The sequence below is a fragment of the Bacteroidales bacterium genome (genome assembly GCA_014860585.1).
Lineage (GTDB): Bacteria > Bacteroidota > Bacteroidia > Bacteroidales > 4484-276 > RZYY01.
In genome coordinates, this window is record JACZJL010000060.1 from 18,906 (window position 1) to 40,638 (window position 21,733).

The 21,733-nt window shown below is 45.1% G+C and carries 15 protein-coding genes; 6 read left to right on the top strand and 9 right to left on the bottom strand.

Annotated features, from left to right (window positions below):
- The first annotated feature begins 25 nt into the window (after window positions 1-25).
- Both IH598_06525 and gcvP read left to right on the top strand, forming a co-directional pair.
- On the top strand, window positions 26-1,390 hold the full coding sequence (locus tag IH598_06525) for a histidine--tRNA ligase (protein ID MBE0638153.1): 1,365 nt from the start codon (window positions 26-28) through the stop codon (window positions 1,388-1,390).
- 222 nt (window positions 1,391-1,612) lie between these two features.
- Window positions 1,613-4,477, top strand: coding sequence for an aminomethyl-transferring glycine dehydrogenase (gene gcvP / locus IH598_06530; protein ID MBE0638154.1), 2,865 nt, complete (start codon window positions 1,613-1,615; stop codon window positions 4,475-4,477).
- Window positions 4,478-4,535: 58 nt separating this feature from the next.
- Here the strand turns inward: gcvP and IH598_06535 are convergent, their stop codons facing one another.
- A complete protein-coding gene (locus IH598_06535; protein MBE0638155.1) occupies window positions 4,536-5,201 on the bottom strand; it encodes an HD domain-containing protein in 666 nt (221 codons plus the stop codon).
- Between the two features lie 97 nt (window positions 5,202-5,298).
- Between IH598_06535 and IH598_06540 the strand changes: the two genes are divergently transcribed.
- The 3 genes from IH598_06540 to IH598_06550 all read left to right on the top strand — a co-directional run bounded on the left by IH598_06540 (window position 5,299) and on the right by IH598_06550 (window position 8,128).
- Complete coding sequence (locus tag IH598_06540; protein ID MBE0638156.1) at window positions 5,299-5,565, top strand: hypothetical protein; 267 nt, start codon at window positions 5,299-5,301, stop codon at window positions 5,563-5,565.
- A 91-nt stretch (window positions 5,566-5,656) separates the two neighbouring features.
- Window positions 5,657-6,838, top strand: a complete 1,182-nt coding sequence (locus IH598_06545) for a hypothetical protein (protein MBE0638157.1) — start codon at window positions 5,657-5,659, stop codon at window positions 6,836-6,838.
- Between the two features lie 609 nt (window positions 6,839-7,447).
- Entirely contained in the window at window positions 7,448-8,128 is a 681-nt protein-coding gene (locus tag IH598_06550) for a hypothetical protein (protein ID MBE0638158.1), read from the top strand.
- Here the strand turns inward: IH598_06550 and metG are convergent, their stop codons facing one another.
- The gene (gene metG, locus IH598_06555) at window positions 8,129-10,186 is read right to left on the bottom strand and encodes a methionine--tRNA ligase (protein ID MBE0638159.1); all 2,058 of its coding nucleotides are present in this window, start codon (window positions 10,184-10,186) and stop codon (window positions 8,129-8,131) included.
- A gap of 455 nt (window positions 10,187-10,641) precedes the next feature.
- On the opposite strand from metG, the gene IH598_06560 reads away from it, so the two are divergent.
- The gene (locus tag IH598_06560) at window positions 10,642-12,348 is read left to right on the top strand and encodes a glutamine--tRNA ligase/YqeY domain fusion protein (protein ID MBE0638160.1); all 1,707 of its coding nucleotides are present in this window, start codon (window positions 10,642-10,644) and stop codon (window positions 12,346-12,348) included.
- Window positions 12,349-12,372: 24 nt separating this feature from the next.
- Here IH598_06560 and IH598_06565 read toward each other — a convergent pair whose 3' ends face one another.
- From IH598_06565 to IH598_06595, 7 genes are all read right to left on the bottom strand, one after another.
- On the bottom strand, window positions 12,373-15,645 hold the full coding sequence (locus IH598_06565; GenBank protein ID MBE0638161.1) for a T9SS type A sorting domain-containing protein: 3,273 nt from the start codon (window positions 15,643-15,645) through the stop codon (window positions 12,373-12,375).
- Between the two features lie 181 nt (window positions 15,646-15,826).
- Window positions 15,827-17,353 carry an AbgT family transporter gene (locus IH598_06570; protein ID MBE0638162.1) on the bottom strand — a complete coding sequence of 509 codons (1,527 nt, stop codon included), beginning with the start codon at window positions 17,351-17,353 and terminating at the stop codon, window positions 15,827-15,829.
- Between the two features lie 56 nt (window positions 17,354-17,409).
- A complete protein-coding gene (gene dacB / locus IH598_06575; GenBank protein MBE0638163.1) occupies window positions 17,410-18,888 on the bottom strand; it encodes a D-alanyl-D-alanine carboxypeptidase/D-alanyl-D-alanine-endopeptidase in 1,479 nt (492 codons plus the stop codon).
- A gap of 45 nt (window positions 18,889-18,933) precedes the next feature.
- Window positions 18,934-19,734, bottom strand: a complete 801-nt coding sequence (locus IH598_06580) for a kinase/pyrophosphorylase (protein MBE0638164.1) — start codon at window positions 19,732-19,734, stop codon at window positions 18,934-18,936.
- Between the two features lie 2 nt (window positions 19,735-19,736).
- A complete protein-coding gene (locus IH598_06585; GenBank protein MBE0638165.1) occupies window positions 19,737-20,240 on the bottom strand; it encodes a hypothetical protein in 504 nt (167 codons plus the stop codon).
- Between the two features lie 48 nt (window positions 20,241-20,288).
- A complete protein-coding gene (locus tag IH598_06590; GenBank protein MBE0638166.1) occupies window positions 20,289-21,209 on the bottom strand; it encodes a molybdenum cofactor synthesis protein in 921 nt (306 codons plus the stop codon).
- Window positions 21,210-21,212: 3 nt separating this feature from the next.
- Window positions 21,213-21,656 (bottom strand): MOSC domain-containing protein, encoded by a 444-nt coding sequence (locus IH598_06595; GenBank protein MBE0638167.1) that lies wholly within the window; start codon window positions 21,654-21,656, stop codon window positions 21,213-21,215.
- Window positions 21,657-21,733: the final 77 nt, after the last annotated feature.

The following is a 21,733-nucleotide window of genomic DNA, read 5'->3' on the forward strand; positions in this document are numbered from 1 at the left end:
CCAATTTGAAACCGGTAAAATGATCATTCAAAAACCTTCAATACCTAAAGGAACAAGGGATTTTTCGCCTGCCGAAATGGTTCGGCGGAACTATATTTTCGACTCCATCAGAAAGGTTTTCCAACTCTATGGTTACCTGCCCATCGAAACGCCAGCCATGGAAAATCTTTCTACTTTGCTTGGTAAATATGGCGAAGAGGGGGATAAACTTCTGTTCAGAATCCTTAATTCGGGAGATTTCATCAGTGAAATAGACACTGCTGATTTAGAAAAAAAGGATTCGGCAACTCTGGCTTCTAAAATCTGTGAGAAAGGACTCCGTTATGACTTGACAGTGCCGTTTGCCCGTTATGTCGTTCAATATCGAAACGATATTGCTTTTCCTTTTAAGCGGTACCAGATTCAACCTGTCTGGCGTGCCGACCGGCCGCAAAAAGGACGATACCGCGAATTTTATCAATGCGATGTGGATGTGATCGGCAGTGATGCTTTGCTGAATGAAGTGGAATTGATCCAAATGATTGTCGATATTTTTGAGATACTTGGAATAAGCATAGCCATCAAGTTAAACAACCGTAAAATCCTGGCAGGTATTGCAGAGATTATCGGAGAAGCCGATAAAATGGTCGACATTACCGTTGCCATTGATAAACTTGAAAAAATCGGGTTGGATAAAGTGAATGAGGAGTTAAGCCTGAAAGGAGTGTCGCAGGATGCCATCACAAAATTGCAACCCGTGCTTGCCCTTAGCGGAAATTCTGCTGAGAAGTTATCAAAACTCGAAAATGAACTCCAGCCCAGCGAAACAGGACTTAAAGGTATCAGTGAGATGCGGACAATTCTTCAATTTGCAGGCGAACTGCTTCCTGATGCTGATGTGGAACTTGACCTTACCCTTGCACGTGGTTTGAATTATTACACCGGCGCCATTATCGAAGTCAAAGCAAAAGATGTGAAAATAGGTAGCATTTGTGGAGGAGGGCGTTACGACGACCTTACAGGAATTTTCGGTATGCCCGGCACTTCAGGTGTGGGAATTTCTTTTGGCGCCGACCGTATTTATGACGTGATGAACGAGCTAAATCTTTTCCCTTCTTCCGACGGTATTTCTTCACAGGTGTTGTTTGTGAATTTTGGTGATGAAGAACAACATCATTGTTTGAAATTAATCAGAAAAATCAGACAGGCAGGTATCAATGCGGAACTTTTTCCGGAGTCTGCCAAAATGAAAAAACAGTTGACTTATGCCGACAAAAAGCAGATACCATTTGTCATATTAATAGGTAAAGAGGAGATCAGCAGGGATGTACTTTCGGTTAAAAACATGAAAACAGGCGAACAAACTGAAATGACCGTTCAAGATCTCATCCAACGATTGCACGTTCATTAATCAGTGAGTTGATTTTTTGAAGTTGATTTTGGTGTAAAATCAAAACAGTCGCGGATTTGTTATCCGGCCACAAACATTGTCAACTCAAGAACGAAGGATTTTTCTTAAAAAAAGAATTCTTTCGTTAATTAAATAACACAAAGACCGAAAAATCGTGCAAAGTTGATTATTTTTGCAGCGCTTTTGAATCGTATTTTTAATCAGATATAATTGATAATTAACATGTTGACTAACAATTTTGCTTTAAGACACAATGGAGTATCGGAGAAGGAAATGCCTGAAATGTTGAAAATGGTAGGTGCAGGTAGTCTGGACCAATTAATTGATGAAACAATACCTGCAAAGATCAGGATGAAAAAGCCGTTGAACCTGCCTCAAGGGATTAATGAGTACGAATATATTTCCCATTTGAAAGCATTGGGATCGAAGAATAAATTGTTCAAAACCTATATTGGTCTCGGTTATTACAACACTATACTTCCGGGCGTTATTCAGCGAAATATTCTCGAGAATCCAGGTTGGTACACTTCATACACCCCTTACCAGGCCGAAATCTCGCAAGGCAGACTCGAGGCTTTACTGAATTTTCAGACCATGATCTCTGACCTCACCGGTCTTCCTATTGCCAATGCATCACTTCTTGACGAAGGCACTGCGGCGGCCGAGGCCATGATCATGGCATTTAACTCACGCTCGAGAGATTCGGTGAAAGCTGGCGCCAACAAGTTTTTTGTTTCGAACGCACTCTTCCCTCAAACCATTGAAGTCATCAAAACACGTGCATTTCCGCTAAACATTGATTTGATTTTTAGTGATCATACATCTTTCGTGTTTGACCTCATGGTGTTTGGTGGTATTGTTCAATATCCTGACCAAAAAGGTGAAATCCATGATTTGACCGCCTTTACTCAGCAGGCACATGCTCATGGAGCTTTTGTTGCTGTCGCAGCCGATTTGCTTAGCCTTGCACTATTAACTCCTCCGGGTGAATGGGGCGCCGACATTGTTGTCGGATCGAGTCAGCGGTTTGGCGTGCCTATGGGATATGGCGGTCCACATGCTGCTTTCTTTGCCTCTAAAGAGGAGTTTAAGCGCAACCTGCCGGGAAGAATCATCGGTGTTTCGGTGGACGCCAATGGTGACAAGGCATTGAGAATGGCATTACAGACCCGAGAACAACATATCAAGCGGGAGCGTGCTACCTCCAACATTTGCACAGCCCAGGCGCTTTTGGCTATCATGGCCGGTATGTATGGCGTTTATCATGGTCCGGAAGGTATTAAAAATATTGCTGCCGAAGTGCACCATCTTGCAGTGACCCTGAGTGAAGGGCTCGAAAAATTGGGGTACACACAGCACAACAAATTTTTCTTTGATACCCTGAGTATTGAGGCTGTTAGGGGAGTTTCGGTTGAAAAAATAAGAAATCTCGCTCTTGACCAGGAGATGAATTTCAGATATGATGATCAATGGATAGGAATAAGCCTTGATGAAACCACAAGCATTCAGGATGTTAACCAGATTCTTGAAGTTTTTGCCCTTGCCGGCGGGAAACCTTTCCAACCCGTGACGAAAACATTAAAAAGCCGCATCCCCGCTGACCTGCATCGGGAATCTGCGTTTATGACCGATAGGGTATTCAACCGTTTCCACTCCGAAACAGAGATGATGCGTTACATGAAAAAACTGGAAAATCGTGACCTGGCCTTAAACCGCACGATGATTCCGCTGGGTTCATGCACGATGAAACTCAATGCTGCAGCTGAGATGTTTGCTTTGTCATGGTCCGAGTTTAACAGCCTGCATCCTTTTGTACCTGCCGAGCAGGCTGCCGGGTATGCTGAATTGATACAAAATCTTGAAAAAGACCTTTGCGAAATCACCGGATTTGCCGGGATTTCATTTCAACCCAATTCGGGTGCTTCAGGGGAATACACGGGATTGCTTGTGATCAGGGAATACCTGAAAAGCACCGGCCAGTCACACCGTACCATTTGTCTCATTCCGGCCTCCGCTCACGGAACCAATCCTGCAAGTGCGGTGATGGCAGGTATGGAGGTGGTTGTTGTTAAGTCAGACCAGGATGGAAATATTGACCTTGTTGACCTGAAGGAAAAAGCTGAAAAATATAAGGAAAACCTGGCCGCTTTGATGATCACCTATCCCTCTACACACGGTATTTTTGAGCAGGATGTGATGGACATTATCCAGGTGATCCACGATAATGGCGGACAGGTATACATGGATGGCGCCAACATGAATGCCCAGGTAGGGCTGACCAATCCAGGAATTATCGGCGCTGATGTTTGTCATCTGAATCTTCACAAGACCTTTGCCATTCCGCATGGCGGCGGAGGCCCCGGTGTTGGTCCGATCGGTGTGGCAAAGCACCTTGCTCCATATTTGCCGGCACATCATTTTGTTAAAACCGGCGGAGAAAAGGGCATCACCGCCGTTTCTTCGGCGCCTTTTGGAAGTGCCCTGATTTTACCTATTTCTTACGGATACATAAAACTGCTTGGTGGTAATGGTTTAGTACTGGCCACCAAAATTGCCATTCTTACCGCCAACTATCTGAAAGATGCGCTAAAGAATCATTACAAAATCCTTTATACAGGCAAAAACGGTCGTGTTGGGCACGAGATGATTATTGATTGCAATGAATTCAGCAAAACTGCAGGAATAGCAGTGATAGATATCGCCAAGCGTTTGATGGATTATGGCTTCCATGCACCAACGGTTGCCTTTCCTGTTCATGGCACCTTAATGGTTGAACCGACTGAAAGTGAACCGCTCGATGAATTGAACCGATTTGTTGACGCCATGATCAGTATCAGGGGTGAAATTGATGAGATCGTCCAGGGCAAGGCAGACAATAAAAACAATGTGCTGAAAAACGCGCCACACACTGCCTGCATGGTCACTTCCGAAGATTGGAATAAACCCTACTCACGCTCCAAAGCTGTATTTCCTATTGCTTGCAGTAAAGCCGACAAGTACTGGCCACCGGTGACCCGTATTGATGATGCTTATGGAGACAGGAATTTGGTGTGCACCTGTCAAAGTTTTATGCCCGGTGAAGTGTAAAATTTTCGAAACCCGGGATATTCCTTTAACCTGAGCATCTGTTGTTTGATTTTTGGAATCATTGAATTCCATTCCACTCTGCATAAAATCTTTCAAGGTATGCAAGGATAAAGTGATGCCGTTTTTCGGCAATGCGCTTACCCGTTGCAGTGTTCATCTTATCTTTTAACAAGAGCAGTTTTTCATAGAAATGATTGATTGTAGGGGCATCTGACTTTTTATATTCCTCTTTGGTTTGATTGGGCTTTGGCTTGATTTCAGGATCGTAAAGTGGCCTGTTTTTAAATCCGCCATAATTGAACGCCCTGGCAATGCCAATGGCGCCGATGGCATCCAGCCTGTCGGCATCCTGCACCACTTCAAGTTCTTTGGAGTGAAATTCAATTTGCCCCAGACTGCTTTTGAACGACATATTCCGGATGATGTTGACGACGTGATCGATCGTGTTTTTGTCCACACCTTGTCCGGCTAAAAAATCTGCTGCAAGCCGCGGCGCGATTTCTTCGTCACCGCCGTGAAATTTAGGATCAGCAATGTCGTGCAGCAGCGCGGCCAGTTCAACAACCAACGGGTTGGCCTGTTCTTCCACCGCAATCCTTCTGGCCATCTTCCACACCCGGTAAATATGCCACCAGTCATGGCCTCCTTCTCCCCCTGCAAGGTGCTGTTTGACAAAGGCGATGGTCGTTTGAATGATGGGTGAATCAGTAGGTTGGTTTTCCATTGAAAAAGTTTTTATTTCTTGAATCCAGCTTTTATTTTCTTTGCACTATCAAAAGGTTTTAATTTTTTTTGGGTAACCTTTCATCAAATTCTAAGTAATGACTAAGAAAAAATTAGGCAAACACAAAATGAACAATATCAAGGCAAATGAACCTCAATTAACTTTTGGTGGTGCAAAGATTCAGTTTTTTTCTTCACTTCAGGAAGAAAATGAAGCCACCTTTAAATATATGGCCGAACGAACCCCGGAAGAAAGCCTGCAGGCAGCTTACCAGATTATTACCGCAATGTACCGGAAAGAATTAGAAAACAACGAAAAACCTTACACCAGCATAACGTTTATAGAATTGGGGCTTCAGGATTAGAAACCATATTGCCACGAAAGGATTCCGATGGAAAAATAAATTCACACCGGAATTTGCTAAAAAATTACTTTTACCGTCTTAATGTAAAAGCATGAAGCGAGAACAGCTTATAGTCCTACTGTTTTTATTTTTGCCTGTGACCCACCTGTTTTCACAGGAAGCAGATTCTGTTCCCCAAAAGAAGAATTTTCTCCAGCGGATGGATTCGATTAACAACTGGAAAATCGAGCGTGGCCGATCCACACTGACCCCTTTTGCTGCACCGTCCTACACCCCTGAGACCTCTTTTATGCTTACAGCCGGCGGTCTTTACACATTCAAGATCAGCCCTGACGACAAACTGCTTTCACGCTCCACCATACCGTTCTCGGTAGGATACAGTACCAATGGGTCATTGCTGATTAGTATCCGCGCCAACATTTACGGTTTAAGCGACAAGCTGCGAATCACCGGCGAGTACTGGAACAAAAACATGCCGGACAACTACTGGGGCGTGGGATACGATAAAGGGCTCAACACCCCCGAGTCGGACTCTACCACCGCCTACCAGCGCAACTGGAAGCAGTTCAAGTTTAAGATTGCCTACATGGTGGCAAAGGATTTCTTTGTGGGTCTCAATTACGATAATAACAACACCGAGGCCACTGAAGTCAATCCGGTGATGGCCGCTGATTCCAACTACATGCTTCATGGCTCAGAGGTTTACAACAAAGGCTTTGGATTGGTATTGCGTTACGACAGCCGCGACTTTCCGGAAAATGCTTATAATGGGATGTTATTTGAATTTGCAGGCACCAACTACGGGAGGCTGTCAAAGGAAAGTAATGATTTTCAGGTGTATGAACTGGATTACAGGCAATACCGGCAAGTTCGGCGAAAAGGAAGCACGCTGGCCTGGCAGGTAAAAGCAAGGACCAGTCTTGAGGATGTGCCCTGGACGGAGCTTTCGATGGTCGGCACTCCTTTCGACCTGAGAGGTTACACCTGGGGGCGTTACCGCGATTATTCCTCATTGTTCATGATTACCGAATACAGGCACATGTTTACAAGAAATACACCGAACAGCCGCGGGGATCTCTATGGTCCTTTTGGTTTTGTGGTTTGGGCAGGAGCGGGCTCCATTGCCGAATCTATGGGTGAATTAACGGATTGGCTGCCCAATGCCGGAGTCGGGTTGCGGTTTGAAGTGGTGAAACGGATGAATCTCCGCATTGATTATGGTATAGGCAAAAACTCAAAAGGCTTCTATTTCAGCTTTAATGAAGCGTTTTAAGATGATGAGATAATGTAATTTTCAGATTGGTTTGCTGAAGTTTACTTAACACGATCAATCATCGGTTAATTAAACCACTCTCATGGTAAATACAAGGGAAAATGAGAATACAACCCCCCAAAGCTTTATTCAAACAAAAATTTGTGCATGTTTCAGTTTGGGATGAGCCCTCCCAAGAAGTCTTGAAGAAAACCCGATCTTGTTCAATAACCGGAGGATTGCGAATAGGTAGCTGAACGTGTCAAAAGGCTTATTTCAAGAAATCACTGCATAGAATACATCCCGCTCGGGACGCGAAGGTCAACCGACAGGAGAAATATTTACTTCTGATGCTGAATTTGTATTTCCAACTCAATTTGATTACATTTGTGCACAATTAACCTAACCCATATTTTTATGAAAACAAATCAATTGATGTTGTTCGTTTTCTTTCTGTTCATGACTTTCAACAGCTTTTGCCAGCCCCGTCAGGATTCTGTTTCGTATTTTATCGAGACGGTTGATGGGAATACGTTCACCGGAGTATTGGTTGAAGAGGATGATCAAAAAGTGGTGTTAAAAACCCAGTTACTCGGCGAGATCACGGTTTTAAGGACCAACATTAAAAAAATGGAGTTGATCATCCCAACAAAGATGAAGGAAGGGCAATACTGGTTCGACAACCCACAGGCTACCCGCTATTTTTTCTCGCCAAATGGATATGGTTTGAAAGCGGGCGAGGGGTACTACCAAAATGTCTGGGTACTGTTCAACTCCTTTGCGGTTGGAGTTACTGATAACATTTCGATTGGAGCGGGAATGGTGCCATTGTTCTTTTTCGGAGAGTCAACCCCCATGTGGATTACTCCAAAATTTTCCATACCAGTGAAGTCAGATAAGTTCAACCTGGGCGGAGGTGCGTTGATCGGTACTGTACTGGGTGAGGAAAATGCCGGATTCGGGATTGTTTATGGCCTTGTAACCAGCGGTTCAAAAGATAACAATGTTACCTTCGGAATGGGATATGGTTATGCAGGCGGCGATTGGGCACAATCACCGATGCTCAATTTCAATGGGATGTTTCGTACGGGGGCCAGGGGATATTTTATTACCGAAAACTACTTTATCAATGGTGCTGATGCCAATGTTTTATTGATCAGTTTGGGGGGAAGACAGATTATCAAGAACGCAGGATTGGATTATGGACTTCTTTTACCATTTTCCAGTGAAATGGATCAGTTCATAGCCATTCCCTGGCTTGGGATAACCCTTCCATTTGGCAATAAAACAGGTTCGGCAATAACCAAATAGTTACTTGATTTCACTCCCGTTCACATAGTTATCAGGCGGTGCAACGAATCCGAGTGATCCATCAGGGTTTTCAGCCATCAGGATCATCCCGTGCGAAGTAATGCCTTTGAGTTGCTTTGACTCAAGATTAACCAGAATACTTACTTTGCGGCCAATGATCTGTTCGGGTTCAAAATATTCAGCAATTCCCGAAACTACAGTGCGCTGGTCAATACCGGTGTCAATCTTAAGTTTCATCAGCTTTTTGGTTTTGGGTACCCTTTCGGCCTGGAGGATGGTTCCGGTGCGGATGTCCATTTTGGCAAATTCCTCATAATTGATTGTCTCTTTGGACGGGTTGGGCTGATAAGCGTTGTTCTGGTTTTCTATGCGGGTATCGAAAAGTTTTTGCATTTGCGCTTCCACGATCTCATCCTCGATCTTGTCAAACAATAATTCCGGCTGATTGATTAAATGACCGGTTTTGAGCAATTCGGCGCTTCCTGCGAAATTCCATTTCAATTCTTCAAAATTGAGCAGTGAAGCCAGCTTTTTGGCTGAAAATGGCAGGAATGGCTCTGCAACAATGGTAAGATTAGCACAAATCTGTAGGGAGATGTTCAGCACGGTTTTCACCCGATCCACATCAGTTTTGATTACTTTCCAGGGCTCGTTGTCAGCGAGGTATTTATTGCCAAGGCGGGCGAGGTTCATCATCTCAGCCAGTGCTTCGCGGAATCGGAAACTGTCGATGCTGTGACTGATTCTCCCCGGGATCTGTTTAATTTCTTCGATGGCTTTCAGGTCATCCTCATTCAAACTGGTTGCTTCCGGCACTTTTCCGTCAAAATATTTATGCGTCAAAACCAATGTCCGGTTTACAAAGTTGCCAAAAATGGCCAGCAACTCACTGTTATTACGGGTCTGGAAATCTTTCCAGGTGAAGTCGTTGTCTTTGGTTTCGGGGGCGTTGGCTGTGAGCACATAACGGAGTACATCCTGCTTTCCGGGAAAATCAACCAGGTATTCGTGTAACCATACAGCCCAATTGTTGGAAGTGGAGATTTTCTCCCCTTCGAGATTAAGAAACTCGAATGCAGGCACGTTTTCGGGCAAAATATACGATCCTTCAGCCTTAAGCATCGCCGGGAAAATGATGCAATGGAACACAATATTGTCCTTGCCGATAAAATGGATCAACCGTGTTTCAGGGTCTTTCCACCATTTTTCCCAGTCCTCACCTTTTTGTTCAGCCCATTCGCGGGTGGCCGAAATGTAGCCGATAGGGGCATCAAACCACACATAGAGCACCTTGCCTTCGGTATCGGGGAGCGGCACTTTCACACCCCAGTCGAGATCGCGGGTAACGGCGCGGGGCTGCAGACCATGGTCAATCCACGATTTCACCTGGCCGTAAACATTCACTTTCCAGTCGTCCTTGTGACCTTCGAGAATCCACTCTTTCAACCAGTCAGTATATTCATCCAGTGGTAGATACCAGTGTTTGGTTTCTTTGAGCAACGGCACGTTTCCACTCAATGCTGATTTAGGATTGATCAGGTCAGTCGGACTGAGCGAGGCGCCGCAGTTTTCACACTGGTCGCCGTAAGCCCGCTCAAAACTGCAACGGGGGCAGGTTCCGGTTATGTAGCGATCGGACAGGAAGGTCTGGTTGGCTTCATCAAAATATTGATGCGTATGCTTTTCGATAAACTTACCGTCGTCGTACAATTTTTTGAACATTCCGGCCGAAGTTTCGTGGTGTATCAGATTGGAAGTTCTTGAATAAATATCAAAAGAGATTCCAAACCCAGCAAACGAATCTTTCATGATCTTGTGATATTTGTTCACAATATCCTGTGGCGAAACGCCCTGCTGACGCGCTTTAATGGTGATCGGCACTCCATGCTCGTCTGAACCGCCGATAAAAACTACCTCTTCACCAATTGATCTCAGGTAGCGCACGTAAATGTCAGCCGGGACATAAACCCCCGCCAGGTGGCCAATGTGCAATGGTCCGTTGGCATAAGGCAGCGCCGATGTGATGGTATGCCGTTTGAAATGTTTCTTGTTTTCCATAAGTCTGATTCCGTTAAAAAATTGGCCGCAAAGATATGGAAATGGGAAAATGGGAGGAAAGTAGTTTTCATCATGAAGCGGTCTGGCTGGTTTCGGAAATGAGATTTTTGTTTTAAACGATCAATGACATTCCAATCATTTTAAGGAATTTATTTTCAACAATTTATTTTCCCCACCCTTCCCAAAGTAATCCCTTCGGGAAAAGGGAGTAAGTCCTTGAAAATCATTGCTCCCGGAATTTATTCCGACGCAGTCGGGAGGGTTGGGGTCAACAAATGGAGTTTTCTTGCTGGAACTGATTAGGATACAAATAAAGTGAATACCTTCCTTTTTTATGCAGATGGATGCTGCCGATGACTTTTCCGGGCAGGAAAATAAAATTCCCGTATTCTGTTCCACACCGGGAGTTCCTTTAAAATACTATTTTTGACGCTTGTTTTTTAATGCCCATTTATATGTCAACCGAAGAAAAAAATCTGACTACTCCTGAAGCAAAGGCATCGGTAAATTTTATCGAAGCCATTATTAATGAAGACCTTAAACAAGGGAAAAACGACACCAGGGTACACACCCGCTTTCCGCCTGAGCCCAATGGTTATCTCCATATCGGCCATGCCAAATCGATTTTGTTGAATTACGGTATTGCCCAGAAATACAACGGGAAATTTAACCTGCGCTTCGACGATACCAACCCTACCAAAGAGGAACAGGAGTATGTTGATTCCATCATGGATGATGTGCACTGGCTGGGCGCCGACTGGGAAGACCGGCTGTTTTTTGCTTCCGATTATTTCGATCAGTTGTACGAATGGTCTGAGAAAATGATTGTGGAAGGCAAAGCTTATGTTGATGATCAATCTGCTGAAGTAATCTCTGAGCAGCGGGGTCATCCCACAAAACCAGGAATTGAAAGTCCTTACAGAAACCGCACCCCTCAGGAAAATCTTGATTTATTCCGCAGGATGAAGGCAGGGGAATATAAAAACGGTGAAAAAGTGCTCAGGGCAAAGATTGATATGGCTTCACCCAACATGCACATGCGCGACCCGGTGATGTACCGGATTTTGCATGCTCACCATCATCGCACCGGCAACAAATGGTGTATCTATCCGATGTATGACTGGGCGCATGGCGAGTCCGACTACCTTGAAGGCATCACCCATTCCATCTGCACACTTGAGTTTGAAGTACACCGCCCGCTTTACGACTGGTTTGTGGATCAGATACAGGAGGCCGAATACCGTCCGCGGCAAATTGAATTTGCCCGACTCAACCTGACCTACACCGTGATGAGCAAGCGCAAACTGCTCGAACTGGTTAAGGACGGTTATGTAAACGGTTGGGATGACCCGCGTATGCCTACCATCTCAGGACTCCGCCGCAGAGGTTATACTCCGGAGTCGCTCAGGGTTTTTGCTGAAAAAGTTGGCGTGGCCAAACGCGATAATGTGATCGATGTGGCTCTGCTTGAATACAGCATCCGCGAAGACCTCAACAGATCTTCATGGCGCGTTATGGCTGTCCTTAACCCGGTTAAACTGATCATCACGAATTATCCCGATAACCAGGTGGAGGAAATGACCACTGAAAACAATCCTGAAAATCCTGATTCCGGCAGTCGTATCATTCCATTCTCCAAAGAAATATTTATCGAACGCGAAGACTTTCTTATCGACCCGCCAAAGAAATTTTTCCGGCTTGCCCCGGGTAATGAAGTCCGCCTGAAGAGTGCATACATTATCAAATGTGAAAGTTATAAGCTGGATGAACAAACCGGAGAAGTAACTGAAATTTACTGCACTTATGATCCCGAAAGCCGAAGTGGTGACGCAGGCAGTGGCCGCAAGGTAAAAGGTACCCTCCATTGGGTTTCTGCTGCTCATGCCGTGGAAGGAGAGGTAAGGCTGTTCGACCGACTTTTCAAGACGGAGAACCCTGAAGACGTGGCCGAAGGAGAGGATTATAAAGTGAATCTCAACCCGGATTCGCTGAAAGTGCTGACCAATTGCAAACTGGAACCCAGCCTGGCCAATGTAAAAGCCGGAGAAAAATTCCAATTTCAACGGATCGGTTATTTCAGCGTTGACCCCGATATAAAACCGGGTAAACCGGTATTTAACCGGACGGTACCCTTAAAAGACGGCTGGACGAAAAAGGATTAAGCAGCAAAAATTGTGAATGATTTTTTATTTAATGATCAACTTTTGTGTTCTTGTATCATTCCCGATCTGCAACAGGTAAACCCCAGAAGGTACATGTTTTAAATCAAGCCGGAAAGCTTCATTTGAAACAAGGTTTACTTCAGTCATACAAAATACCGTTTCACCCGAATTGTTGAAAATTTTGATGACAGAATTTTGAATCGTAAAATCCGGAATCACGAAGAAATCTCCTTTTCCCGGATTTGGGAAAATGGAAAAATTCCTTCCGTACTCTTCTATTCCTGTGCACTCATCAACAAGAACATTTTGTTCAGCGCTGTTTTCGCAACCATTCTGGTCGGTATAAGTATAGGTCAGCATGTGTAGCCCTAAGCCTGCAATTTCAGGGGAAAACCAGCCTTCGACGACCCCGGGGCCAGAATAGCTGCCGCCGGCAGGACTCCCTCCGGTTAGCTCAAAGGGTGGATAATTGAGGCACTGATCCGGTATTTCTGCGAATACAACTACTGGAAGACTATGAACTGATATAAAACCAGGTTTGACCACAGTGTGATTGGTCTGTTCTCCTGTTACTGTCAGGGTTACATCGTATGAGCCAGGGGTATCATAGAAAATAACAGGGTTGGCCTCAGATGATGTTGATGGTTCACCTCCGGGAAATTCCCAGTTCCAGGCAGTCACAGTACCGGTGGAATTGTCTGAAAAATGGACTTCACCCTCCAGGCAAAATTCGGTGATATCTGCAGTGAAGTTGGCAATTAATATTTCCCCCTCAATAATCACCGTGTAATCCTCGGTTTCACCATAGGTAAAATTTGAGCAGGGGTTTGCAGCGGAGTTTTGCCAGTTTGCCCGGATACGGAGACGCTTTTCACCGGGCATAACACTTTCTGGAACAGTAAAATTAGTCGTGTAAATCGTACCTGAAGAGGCCATGTTAAAATCATTGATTAACAGCTCATCAGCATCAAATTCTTTGTCGCTGTTCAGGTCGATCCACAGGCAGGCCTCCTGGTCATTGTAGCCTGTTTGCCAACTGACAGTGTATGACTGTCCGGGTTCGAGTGTAGTGGAAAGGTTTGTGAAATCGCCATAACCATTTGGGCTGCAACCGTTGTTCATATTGCTGATGGTTAGCAGTGAAAAGCCGGTGAACCCGTCGCCGAATGAGCAATTAGCGTTTGGATAGCAATAATCCGGGAAAGTGAGTTCGATATATTTAATACCAGAAACACCATTATCGCCTGAGTAATTTAAAGCCAGTGTGGTGACGTGCCCGGCAGGAATATCTTCATCGGCCGTCATGGAAAATGTGGCTGAACCGGATTGGTTGATCATCAGATTCCCAAAGGACTGAGGATTCGTTGTTAAAATGGTAATATTTGGATCTGCTGTTGAAAGAGAGCCCATTACGTTGAGTGCATCTTCGGTACCGATATTTTTAAGCACGATGTCGATATCAGCCGTTTCGCCCGGGTCAAGCTGGCCGTTATTGTTACCGGTTGGGTCGTTGATCATGTATTCGGTAAGCAAAATATAGGGACCATTGATCGAACTCAGCGCCTGAATGGCATCGAGGTCGAAACCGGCGCCATTCACGGTTGCTGATCCGTCGCCATCGTCCACAATTTTAAAATAACGCGCTTCAGTTAGTGCTGTTCCGGAAAAGTCGAAAGAGGATGTACCATTTCCTTCGCCAACAAAAACCCAGGGGCCATCCATTGTCGCTCCGGCATACAAAACAAAAACCTCCGGTGAACCGTCGCCTTCAAATACAATGATGTCGTCACCCTCGCCATCTACTACCAGTTCCTGCATATCGAAGACCATCCATCCATTTTTGCCTAATGAATAATAGAGCCCGTCAGGTGGTCCTATTACCTCCCATGATTTGCCAGGATCAGCCATGTTTCCGCCTGGGATCCTTGTAGCACAAACCCTGAAAATGCTGTGGTGCTGCTCCGGCTCCAGTTCAATATTTACATTTGTATAGGATAAATTTGTTACTGAAATATTGTTGATTAGTTTGGTTTGGTATCCGTTGGCTTTTACTTTGATGTTGTAAGTGCCGGCCACCATAAATTTATGGAAGTCACCGCCAGTTTTGTTGGAATAGCAGGGGAGTGTATTCCCGATATAAACAGTTGCCCGGACAGGTTCACCGGTGATTGCATCAGTAATGGTTCCGCCAACACCATATCCGGAGTATTCGATCATTTTGACCATCGAAGGGAGGTTGATGTTGAAATAATACATGAGTTGAGATGGCGGCGGTTGCTTGTTTGACGATAGTTCCATGACAATGCCATGCGAACCCATTACCCCATAAAAAGACTCTGCAGTAGACCCCGTTGTTGGATAAAGGGAAGTTCCCGGCCCGCTTTCCAGATTCGTGTATCCGGAGTTGGTTACGTAAACGTTGGCCAATGTGGTCACCTGGTTGTAATCCGGGCATTGATCGGTGCGGAAGTACCATGGATAAAGAAAAAGTTCGATACCACTATGGTAAGTGACGTGGATATTGAACTCGTTTTCATAAAACATTTGCCTTAACGCTTTGGATTCAGGTTGCGAATAGACACCCGGGCTGCTTCCTTCGCCATCCCACAGATAACCGGCATCACGATTCAGATCAATACCATTGGCGTTATAACGGTTCATATTGACTCTGCCATCGGGGTTGACCAGCGGGAAAATCCATACTTCCCTCGTGTTCAATAAATTGATGATTTCGGGATTAATACTGTATTGCTGGCATAGCCAACGGGCAAATCGGATCATGTTTTCACCACCGCCAATCTCATCGCCATGGATATTTCCGTCAAATGCGACTTTTGGGCGACTGTTGTACTGGTTAACATTTTGCGTAATGGTAAGCGCCGATAGTTCCCTTCCCTGAACCGACTGACCATAAACTGTCTTTTTTACCAAATCGGGAAGCGCCGCAACCAGGCTGTCCATCAGTGCAATGATTTCCTGGTAGTTGTGATAAGCTTCGCGGGTTTCCCAGAAATCTTTGTAATAATCGTTTAGGTTATCTTTGGTAACCTCAAATCTTAACCCTGTCTGTTCAATCTTTTTTAATTCGGCAGGAGTGACATACATTAAGGCATATTCCCGGTAAATATCGCCGTTCAGTCGCAGATCACCGAGCAATTTTGCATCTTCCCTCGAATTCAGGCTTACTTTTATTTCCATCTCCAAAGGCCGCCAGCCCTGCGCCGTTAAAGTCATTGCGAAAAGCGTGAATACAGTAATGAAAAGTGTGATTTTTTGAGTAAAAGTAGAGCATTTCATTGTTGTGATTTAAGTTAAATGAGTTCCTGATTTCAATTTTGACGCTAAAGTAGTGCCTTTTTTAAGAATGCCATTTAAATATCAAAGCAGGTAAAAATTACGAGCCTGTCTTAACAGTCCATTTTAAACCCAGAACGTTGAAAATATAACAGGAAGATTGTTGAGACTGCCTTTTCGTTTATTATGGTAACTGGTAATACAACCCTGCACCTGGTCCCAGCGGCAGCCCGAGAAAAATCCACGCAATGAGGAGCAGACACCATACAATCAGGAATGCAATTGAATAGGGTATCATTGTTGCAATGAGGGTGCCGATTCCGGCATTTTTATCATATTTATGGAAGAAAGCGATGATCAGGGCAAAAAAGCTCATCATGGGGGAGATCACATTGGTGACGCTGTCGCCGATACGAAACACCACCTGAGATAGTTCCGGGGAGTAGCCCATAAACATAAACATCGGGATGAAGACGGGCGCCATGATTGCCCATTTGGCTGATGCGCTGCCCATCAGCATATTAATTCCTGCTGAGAGAAGAATAAACAGCAGCATTAAAGGGATAATGCCCAGGTCTGCCGCAATCAGGCTGTCTGCCCCTTTGATCGCAAAGATCACCCCCAGGTTGCTCCATTTGAAGTAAGCCACAAACTGAGCTGCAAAGAATACCAACACAAAATAACTGGCAATAGTTTTCATGCTTTGTCCCATTCCGTTCATCACATCAGTGTCGTTGCGGAAGGTTTTGGCAGCAAAACCATAGGCAAGTCCAGCCAATCCGGCGCCCAGGAACAATACTGCAACAACGCCCTTGATGAGCGGGCTTTTCAGAAAAGAGCCATCATAACCCCTTAAAAATCCGTCATCAGGAATAACACCCCAAAGTGCAATGCCGGTCAATGCTAACATGGCAATCCCAGCCCACTGCAATCCTGCTCTTTCTGATTTTGTCAGTTTCTCCATTGTATTTTCCCCCTCGCTTTCCATCTTGTATTCGCCTAATCTTGGGAAAACGATCCGCTCTGAAACCCATGTTCCTGTAAGGGCAATGACAAAGGTGGAGACGAACATGAAATAATAATTTGCCGTGGGGTTTACGTAATAGGAAGGATCGATAATTCTGGCTGCTTCGGTTGACAATCCGGCCAACAGGGGATCGGTAGTTCCCAACACGATGTTAGCGCTGAATCCGCCCGAAACGCCTGCAAAAGCTGCAGCCATCCCACCGATGGGGTTTCGCCCGATTGCTTTGAAAATGACACCTGCCAAAGGAATGAGTAAAACATAACCTACATCGCTTGCCACATTGGAAACGATACCGGTAAAAACGATGACAAAAGTAAGCATCCTTTTAGGCGCTGATAGGATGAGTAAACGAACCAGCGCGGAGATCAGCCCGCTGCTCTCTGCAATACCAATTCCAAGCAATGCAACCATCACAATGCCGAGTGGCGCAAACCCGGTGTAGTTGTCAACCATCTCAAGCAATATCCGGTGAAGTCCTTCTTTGGACAAAAGATTAACAGGATGAATCAATTCTTTTGTGCTTGGGTGAATGGCCGACCAGTCGGTGATGTAGGCCAGCCAGCTGAAAACCAGTGCCAACAGGGCAAAAATGAGAAATAAAGTGGCAGGGTGGGGGAGGGCATTACCGACCTTTTCGGTAACATTCAGCATCCGGTTTAAAAAAGATTGGCGTGGTTTGCTCATCGTCGTCTTTTTGGTGAATGGAAATGAAACTGGCCTGCAATAATACGATTTTTCCTTTAAAAAGTCGAGGTCAGATCAAGTAAGAAATTGATGACCAAATTTTTTACCTGTGAAGAACTTCCTTCATAATTGTTGACCATAACCACAAAAGCCACTTCACGGCCTGAGGCGGTGGTCAGGTATCCGGCATAATTGAGCACCCTTGACATTGAACCGGACTTTGCCGCAAGATTGTTTTCGAGAAACGTGCCGGTTCCGAAATTGGTCATGTTGCCTGAAACACCCGAAACAGGCAATGAAGTTTTAAACTCGGCGGAGCACTCACTTTGGATGTTCATATAATTCAAAAGGAAAATCATCTGATCAGCTGTCATCCCGTTGGCTCTTGAAAGTCCGCTGCCATCAGTAAGAAACATTCCTGAGACAGGCATCCCTTTTTCTTCCCAGAATGATTTAACAAACTGAAGTGCATGTTCATCGGATGGTGCGTTTTCGCCGGGAGTTAAGTGCAGAAGCAGTGTTTCGGCGTAAAGGTTGATGCTTTTGTGGTTGGTCGCATCAATGATTTCATTAAGGGACGGGGATTTGATTTCAAGGAGGACAGTCCGTTTTCCGGGTTGGGAATCGATATACATTGATTCAGGATTTCCTTTTACGATCAATCCAATGCCTTTTAACTTTTCGGTGAGTTGGTGAGCCGCCAGAAAAGCGGGATCGGGGATTGCTCCCCTGATCGTGAAGGCTTTCCTGTTGGCGGGAATTGTACCGCTGATGATCCTTTTCCCGGAGAGATAAGTTCCATAAATGTAGGCATTGTCGCCGTTGTCATCCGATGCTACAACCCGGTTTTCAATTTCAAGGCCGGGAATTTGGGGATGGATTCCGGTAATCGTTGCTGGTGTTCCAGCCTTGTTTTGTGTCGAAAAGGTGATTTCAAAACTGTTGTCATAAATGTTCAGCCCGGTGGCTGGGGCGCCGTAGTAATTTCCGATATCTTCCCAAATCCAGTTACCGGGAATATTTATTTCCCCAAAAATAGATGCATCCCCAATGATTTTTCCCTCAACTTTATTAATTCCTGCAGCAACGACAGCATTGGCCAAGCGCTCAAAAATATCACCATAGTGACCTTTGAAATTTGAACTGCCCAAAGCAGGGTCGCCACCTCCGGTAATATAAAGGTTGCCGGCGAGGGTTCCGTTTTTGTTGAGATGACCGGAGTATTCGAGAGTGGTCGAAAAAGTATTTCCGGAAGAAAGGGTTTCAAGTGCAGTAGCCGTGGTCAGCAATTTTTGGATCGAAGCCGGAATCATTGTTAGTGAAGAGTTATGCGCAGCAAGCACTTCGCCGCTGCTCACATCAACAGCCTTGATTGACAGGGTTGCATGGGTCAGCATCTCTGCATGGATTAAATCTTCGATCAGCTGTTCAGCTTTTTCCTGAACCTGCGCGGATACCTCCTGATCTTTCGGCAAACAACCGATCAGGATGATGAAAATAAGGAACAGGAGGGTAACTTTTGATAGATTTCTCATGATATTTTCCGGATATTGAATCAGCTATTATTAAGTCAGCAAGGCTTATTGGCTGGCATTCCTGATGGCAATGATCTCGTTGGCGATCTCTTCGATGGGTTTGTTGGTTACGGTGATAACAGGCCATTGAGGTTGTTTACTGAAGATAAATCTTGCCCAGTTCAGTTCGCGCTCCACATGGTTCAGACTGGAATAGTCAGCTGCATTCATCCCAAGATACTCAAGCCTTACATGACGCAATGTAGAGAGGTTGTGCGCGAAGGCAGTCAGGCAAAAAACACGCTCCGGGGGCAGTTGAAAAATTTCATCAGGGGGATTGTGGTTCAAAATGATAGGGATGTTGGCCACCATCCATCCCTTGAATGCAAAGTAGATACTGAGCGGGGTTTTGAAGGTTCTTGACACGCCAAGTAAAACGATTTCGGCTTTGTGTAACTCCTCAGGTCGCAACCCATCGTCGTGCTGAAAAGCAAATTGCATGGCATCAATCCGTTTAAAATACTCCCGGTTGATTTCGCTGAACAGTCCTGGCTTTTCGGAAGGGGAGTGCATCAGTTTTTCAGAAAGCCTGGCCAGTAAAGGCCCCATCAGGTCTATAGTTTCAACGTTGAGGCTGCGACCGGTGGTAATCATAAAATCCCGTAGTTCATTCGAAACCAATGTGTGAACAATAAATGCCCCCACCTCTGCGGCATCTTTCACCGCATCCTCAATTTGCTGTTTTGTTAATACTTCGTTGTGTATTACTGTTTCAAGCTTGTGATCGGGAAATTGCGTGATGGCTGCGTTCAGGGCCTGGGTAGCTGTGCGACCCGTTCCGTCGGATACGATGAAAATTTTTGCCATGATCATTCTATTTTAAACGCATCAAAATTAAGGATTTTTACCTGCCAGTTTTTTGAAAGATCAAATTTACGGGTAATGAATGGTCGTATGGCAAAACCGGTTACAATCATTGTCCCGCTGATCATCAGCGTAGATTCATCTATGATTGGATATTCCTTGTGAATGGCACGATTCGTCCCGTCAATAAGGAAATAAGCAATGCCACCCTGGATGAAAAACAGGGACGAAAGCCGGTTGAGAAATCCGCTACTCCTGTAAATAGCCGCAATATTGCTTAGACCAACCTCAAAGTTATCAATCAGTATACTGGTGTCGCTGATTTGAAGTATTTCCCCCTTTAATTCAAAATTTCCACGGGAGGTCTCGAGGTGTATTTTGTTCCCCTCCTGATATTTGAAATTCTTGACTTCTCCCTTTTTTTGTAAAACAAAATAACGCTGTGCACCTGCATGTGATGATTCCAAAAACAATACAACGAACAACAAAAAAACGATTGTGGTTCTCATAATTTCTGGTGAATAATTGTTTTCAAAATACTGATGTCTTGAGTGTTGTTAGTGCAACTCCACAGCATGGATCATATAGTAAAGGTGCTCGATGTGTTTGGAAATTTCGGTCATGTACTCGGTAACGGCTTTCACTGATCCCGGAAGGGCAAATAAAAGGGTTTGCCCTGAAACTCCGGCAATGGCGCGACTGACAAGGGCCGTTGGTTTTTCTACCCCATATTTCCATCGTATCATCTCCATGATGCCGGGGATCTCTTTTTGGATAAATTTTCGCATGATGTCCGGGGTGATGTCGCGCGGCCCGATGCCGGTTCCGCCTGTAGTGATAATCAGGTCGGTGTGCTGTGTCAGTTCTGATGTGAGTTGCTCCTCCAACAACATTTCATCATCAGGCATGATCTGGGTGGAGATGTCAAAGCGCCAGTTCAGTTTGCTGAAAAGGGTTTCCACCATCTTTGTGATTACCGGTCCGCTGCGGTCGTCATATACACCACGGAAAGCGCGGTCGCTCAGAGTGATGATTTTTATGTTGAACACTTTGGGTAAAAATTTCATTTCATCACCTGCCTTCAGCATGCCGCCCTTGAAAACCCTGCAAAACAAACCTTCGCGGGGCATCAGGTAGTGTCCTGGGTCCCGGAATTGATCATGAAAGGGCTTTCCTTTAAAGACAACTTCAAGCAACACATCCTCTCCAAGAAAACGATCGAAAATCCGGGCATCCAGTTCCTGGTCTGTCTCGAAAGTGATGTTTTCGGCAAAGCTGCCATATTCGAGCGGCTGGGCTCCGGTAATCAGGTAAAATCGCTCTGCTGCTGCAATATCCATCATGCTCACCGGTCTTAGCGAGCCGGCATGGACATCACCCTGAACTCCCTGTACATCAATCAGGATCTGATCAACCGGATATTTTCGCCCACGGGTTGCATTCGCATTTACCGAAATGATTTTTATTGTTGAAGTCATAACTCAGGATTTTTTCTGATAAATGATTTTATCTCCCGACTTCACCTTCCCTGTGCTGATCACTTTGGCAAAAATGCCTTCCTTGGGCATCACGCAGTTGCCCACTTCGCGAAAAATGGCGCAACCGGTTCCATGACACTTCTTCCCGATCTGTGTTACTTCAAGCTCTGTGTCGCCAATAATCAGACGGTCGCCAGGGTTGGTTTCATAAAGGACGATGCCTTCCGTAGTAATGTTTTCGGCAAATTCGCCAAAGGTCACTTCACGTCCGGCTTTTGCCCCCCATTTGTTTACACTTTCCAAAGCCAGCAAACTGACCTGCCGGTGCCAGTCGCCGGCATGAGCATCACCCTCCACGCCTTTGTCGGTGAGTAAAATTTCCGGAACCGGTGTTTTTATTGTCCCTTTCTCCTTTGAAATGTTGACGCTTACAACTTTTATTTCCATAGATCATCATTCATTTACAGTGGGCAAAGATAAGGATTATGGCGTATGTTCCGTTTTGGTCGTTATTTATCAAATAG

Excerpts from the sequence above, each read along its gene's own strand:
- gcvP (MBE0638154.1), top strand. The coding sequence starts at position 1,613 with ATGTTGACTAACAATTTTGCTTTAAGACACAATGGAGTATCGGAGAAG.
- IH598_06535 (MBE0638155.1), bottom strand. The coding sequence starts at position 5,201 with ATGGAAAACCAACCTACTGATTCACCCATCATTCAAACGACCATCGCC.
- IH598_06540 (MBE0638156.1), top strand. The coding sequence starts at position 5,299 with ATGACTAAGAAAAAATTAGGCAAACACAAAATGAACAATATCAAGGCA.
- IH598_06545 (MBE0638157.1), top strand. The coding sequence starts at position 5,657 with ATGAAGCGAGAACAGCTTATAGTCCTACTGTTTTTATTTTTGCCTGTG.
- IH598_06550 (MBE0638158.1), top strand. The coding sequence starts at position 7,448 with ATGGAGTTGATCATCCCAACAAAGATGAAGGAAGGGCAATACTGGTTC.
- metG (MBE0638159.1), bottom strand. The coding sequence starts at position 10,186 with ATGGAAAACAAGAAACATTTCAAACGGCATACCATCACATCGGCGCTG.
- IH598_06560 (MBE0638160.1), top strand. The coding sequence starts at position 10,642 with ATGTCAACCGAAGAAAAAAATCTGACTACTCCTGAAGCAAAGGCATCG.
- IH598_06565 (MBE0638161.1), bottom strand. The coding sequence starts at position 15,645 with ATGAAATGCTCTACTTTTACTCAAAAAATCACACTTTTCATTACTGTA.
- IH598_06570 (MBE0638162.1), bottom strand. The coding sequence starts at position 17,353 with ATGAGCAAACCACGCCAATCTTTTTTAAACCGGATGCTGAATGTTACC.
- dacB (MBE0638163.1), bottom strand. The coding sequence starts at position 18,888 with ATGAGAAATCTATCAAAAGTTACCCTCCTGTTCCTTATTTTCATCATC.
- IH598_06580 (MBE0638164.1), bottom strand. The coding sequence starts at position 19,734 with ATGGCAAAAATTTTCATCGTATCCGACGGAACGGGTCGCACAGCTACC.
- IH598_06585 (MBE0638165.1), bottom strand. The coding sequence starts at position 20,240 with ATGAGAACCACAATCGTTTTTTTGTTGTTCGTTGTATTGTTTTTGGAA.
- IH598_06590 (MBE0638166.1), bottom strand. The coding sequence starts at position 21,209 with ATGACTTCAACAATAAAAATCATTTCGGTAAATGCGAATGCAACCCGT.
- IH598_06595 (MBE0638167.1), bottom strand. The coding sequence starts at position 21,656 with ATGGAAATAAAAGTTGTAAGCGTCAACATTTCAAAGGAGAAAGGGACA.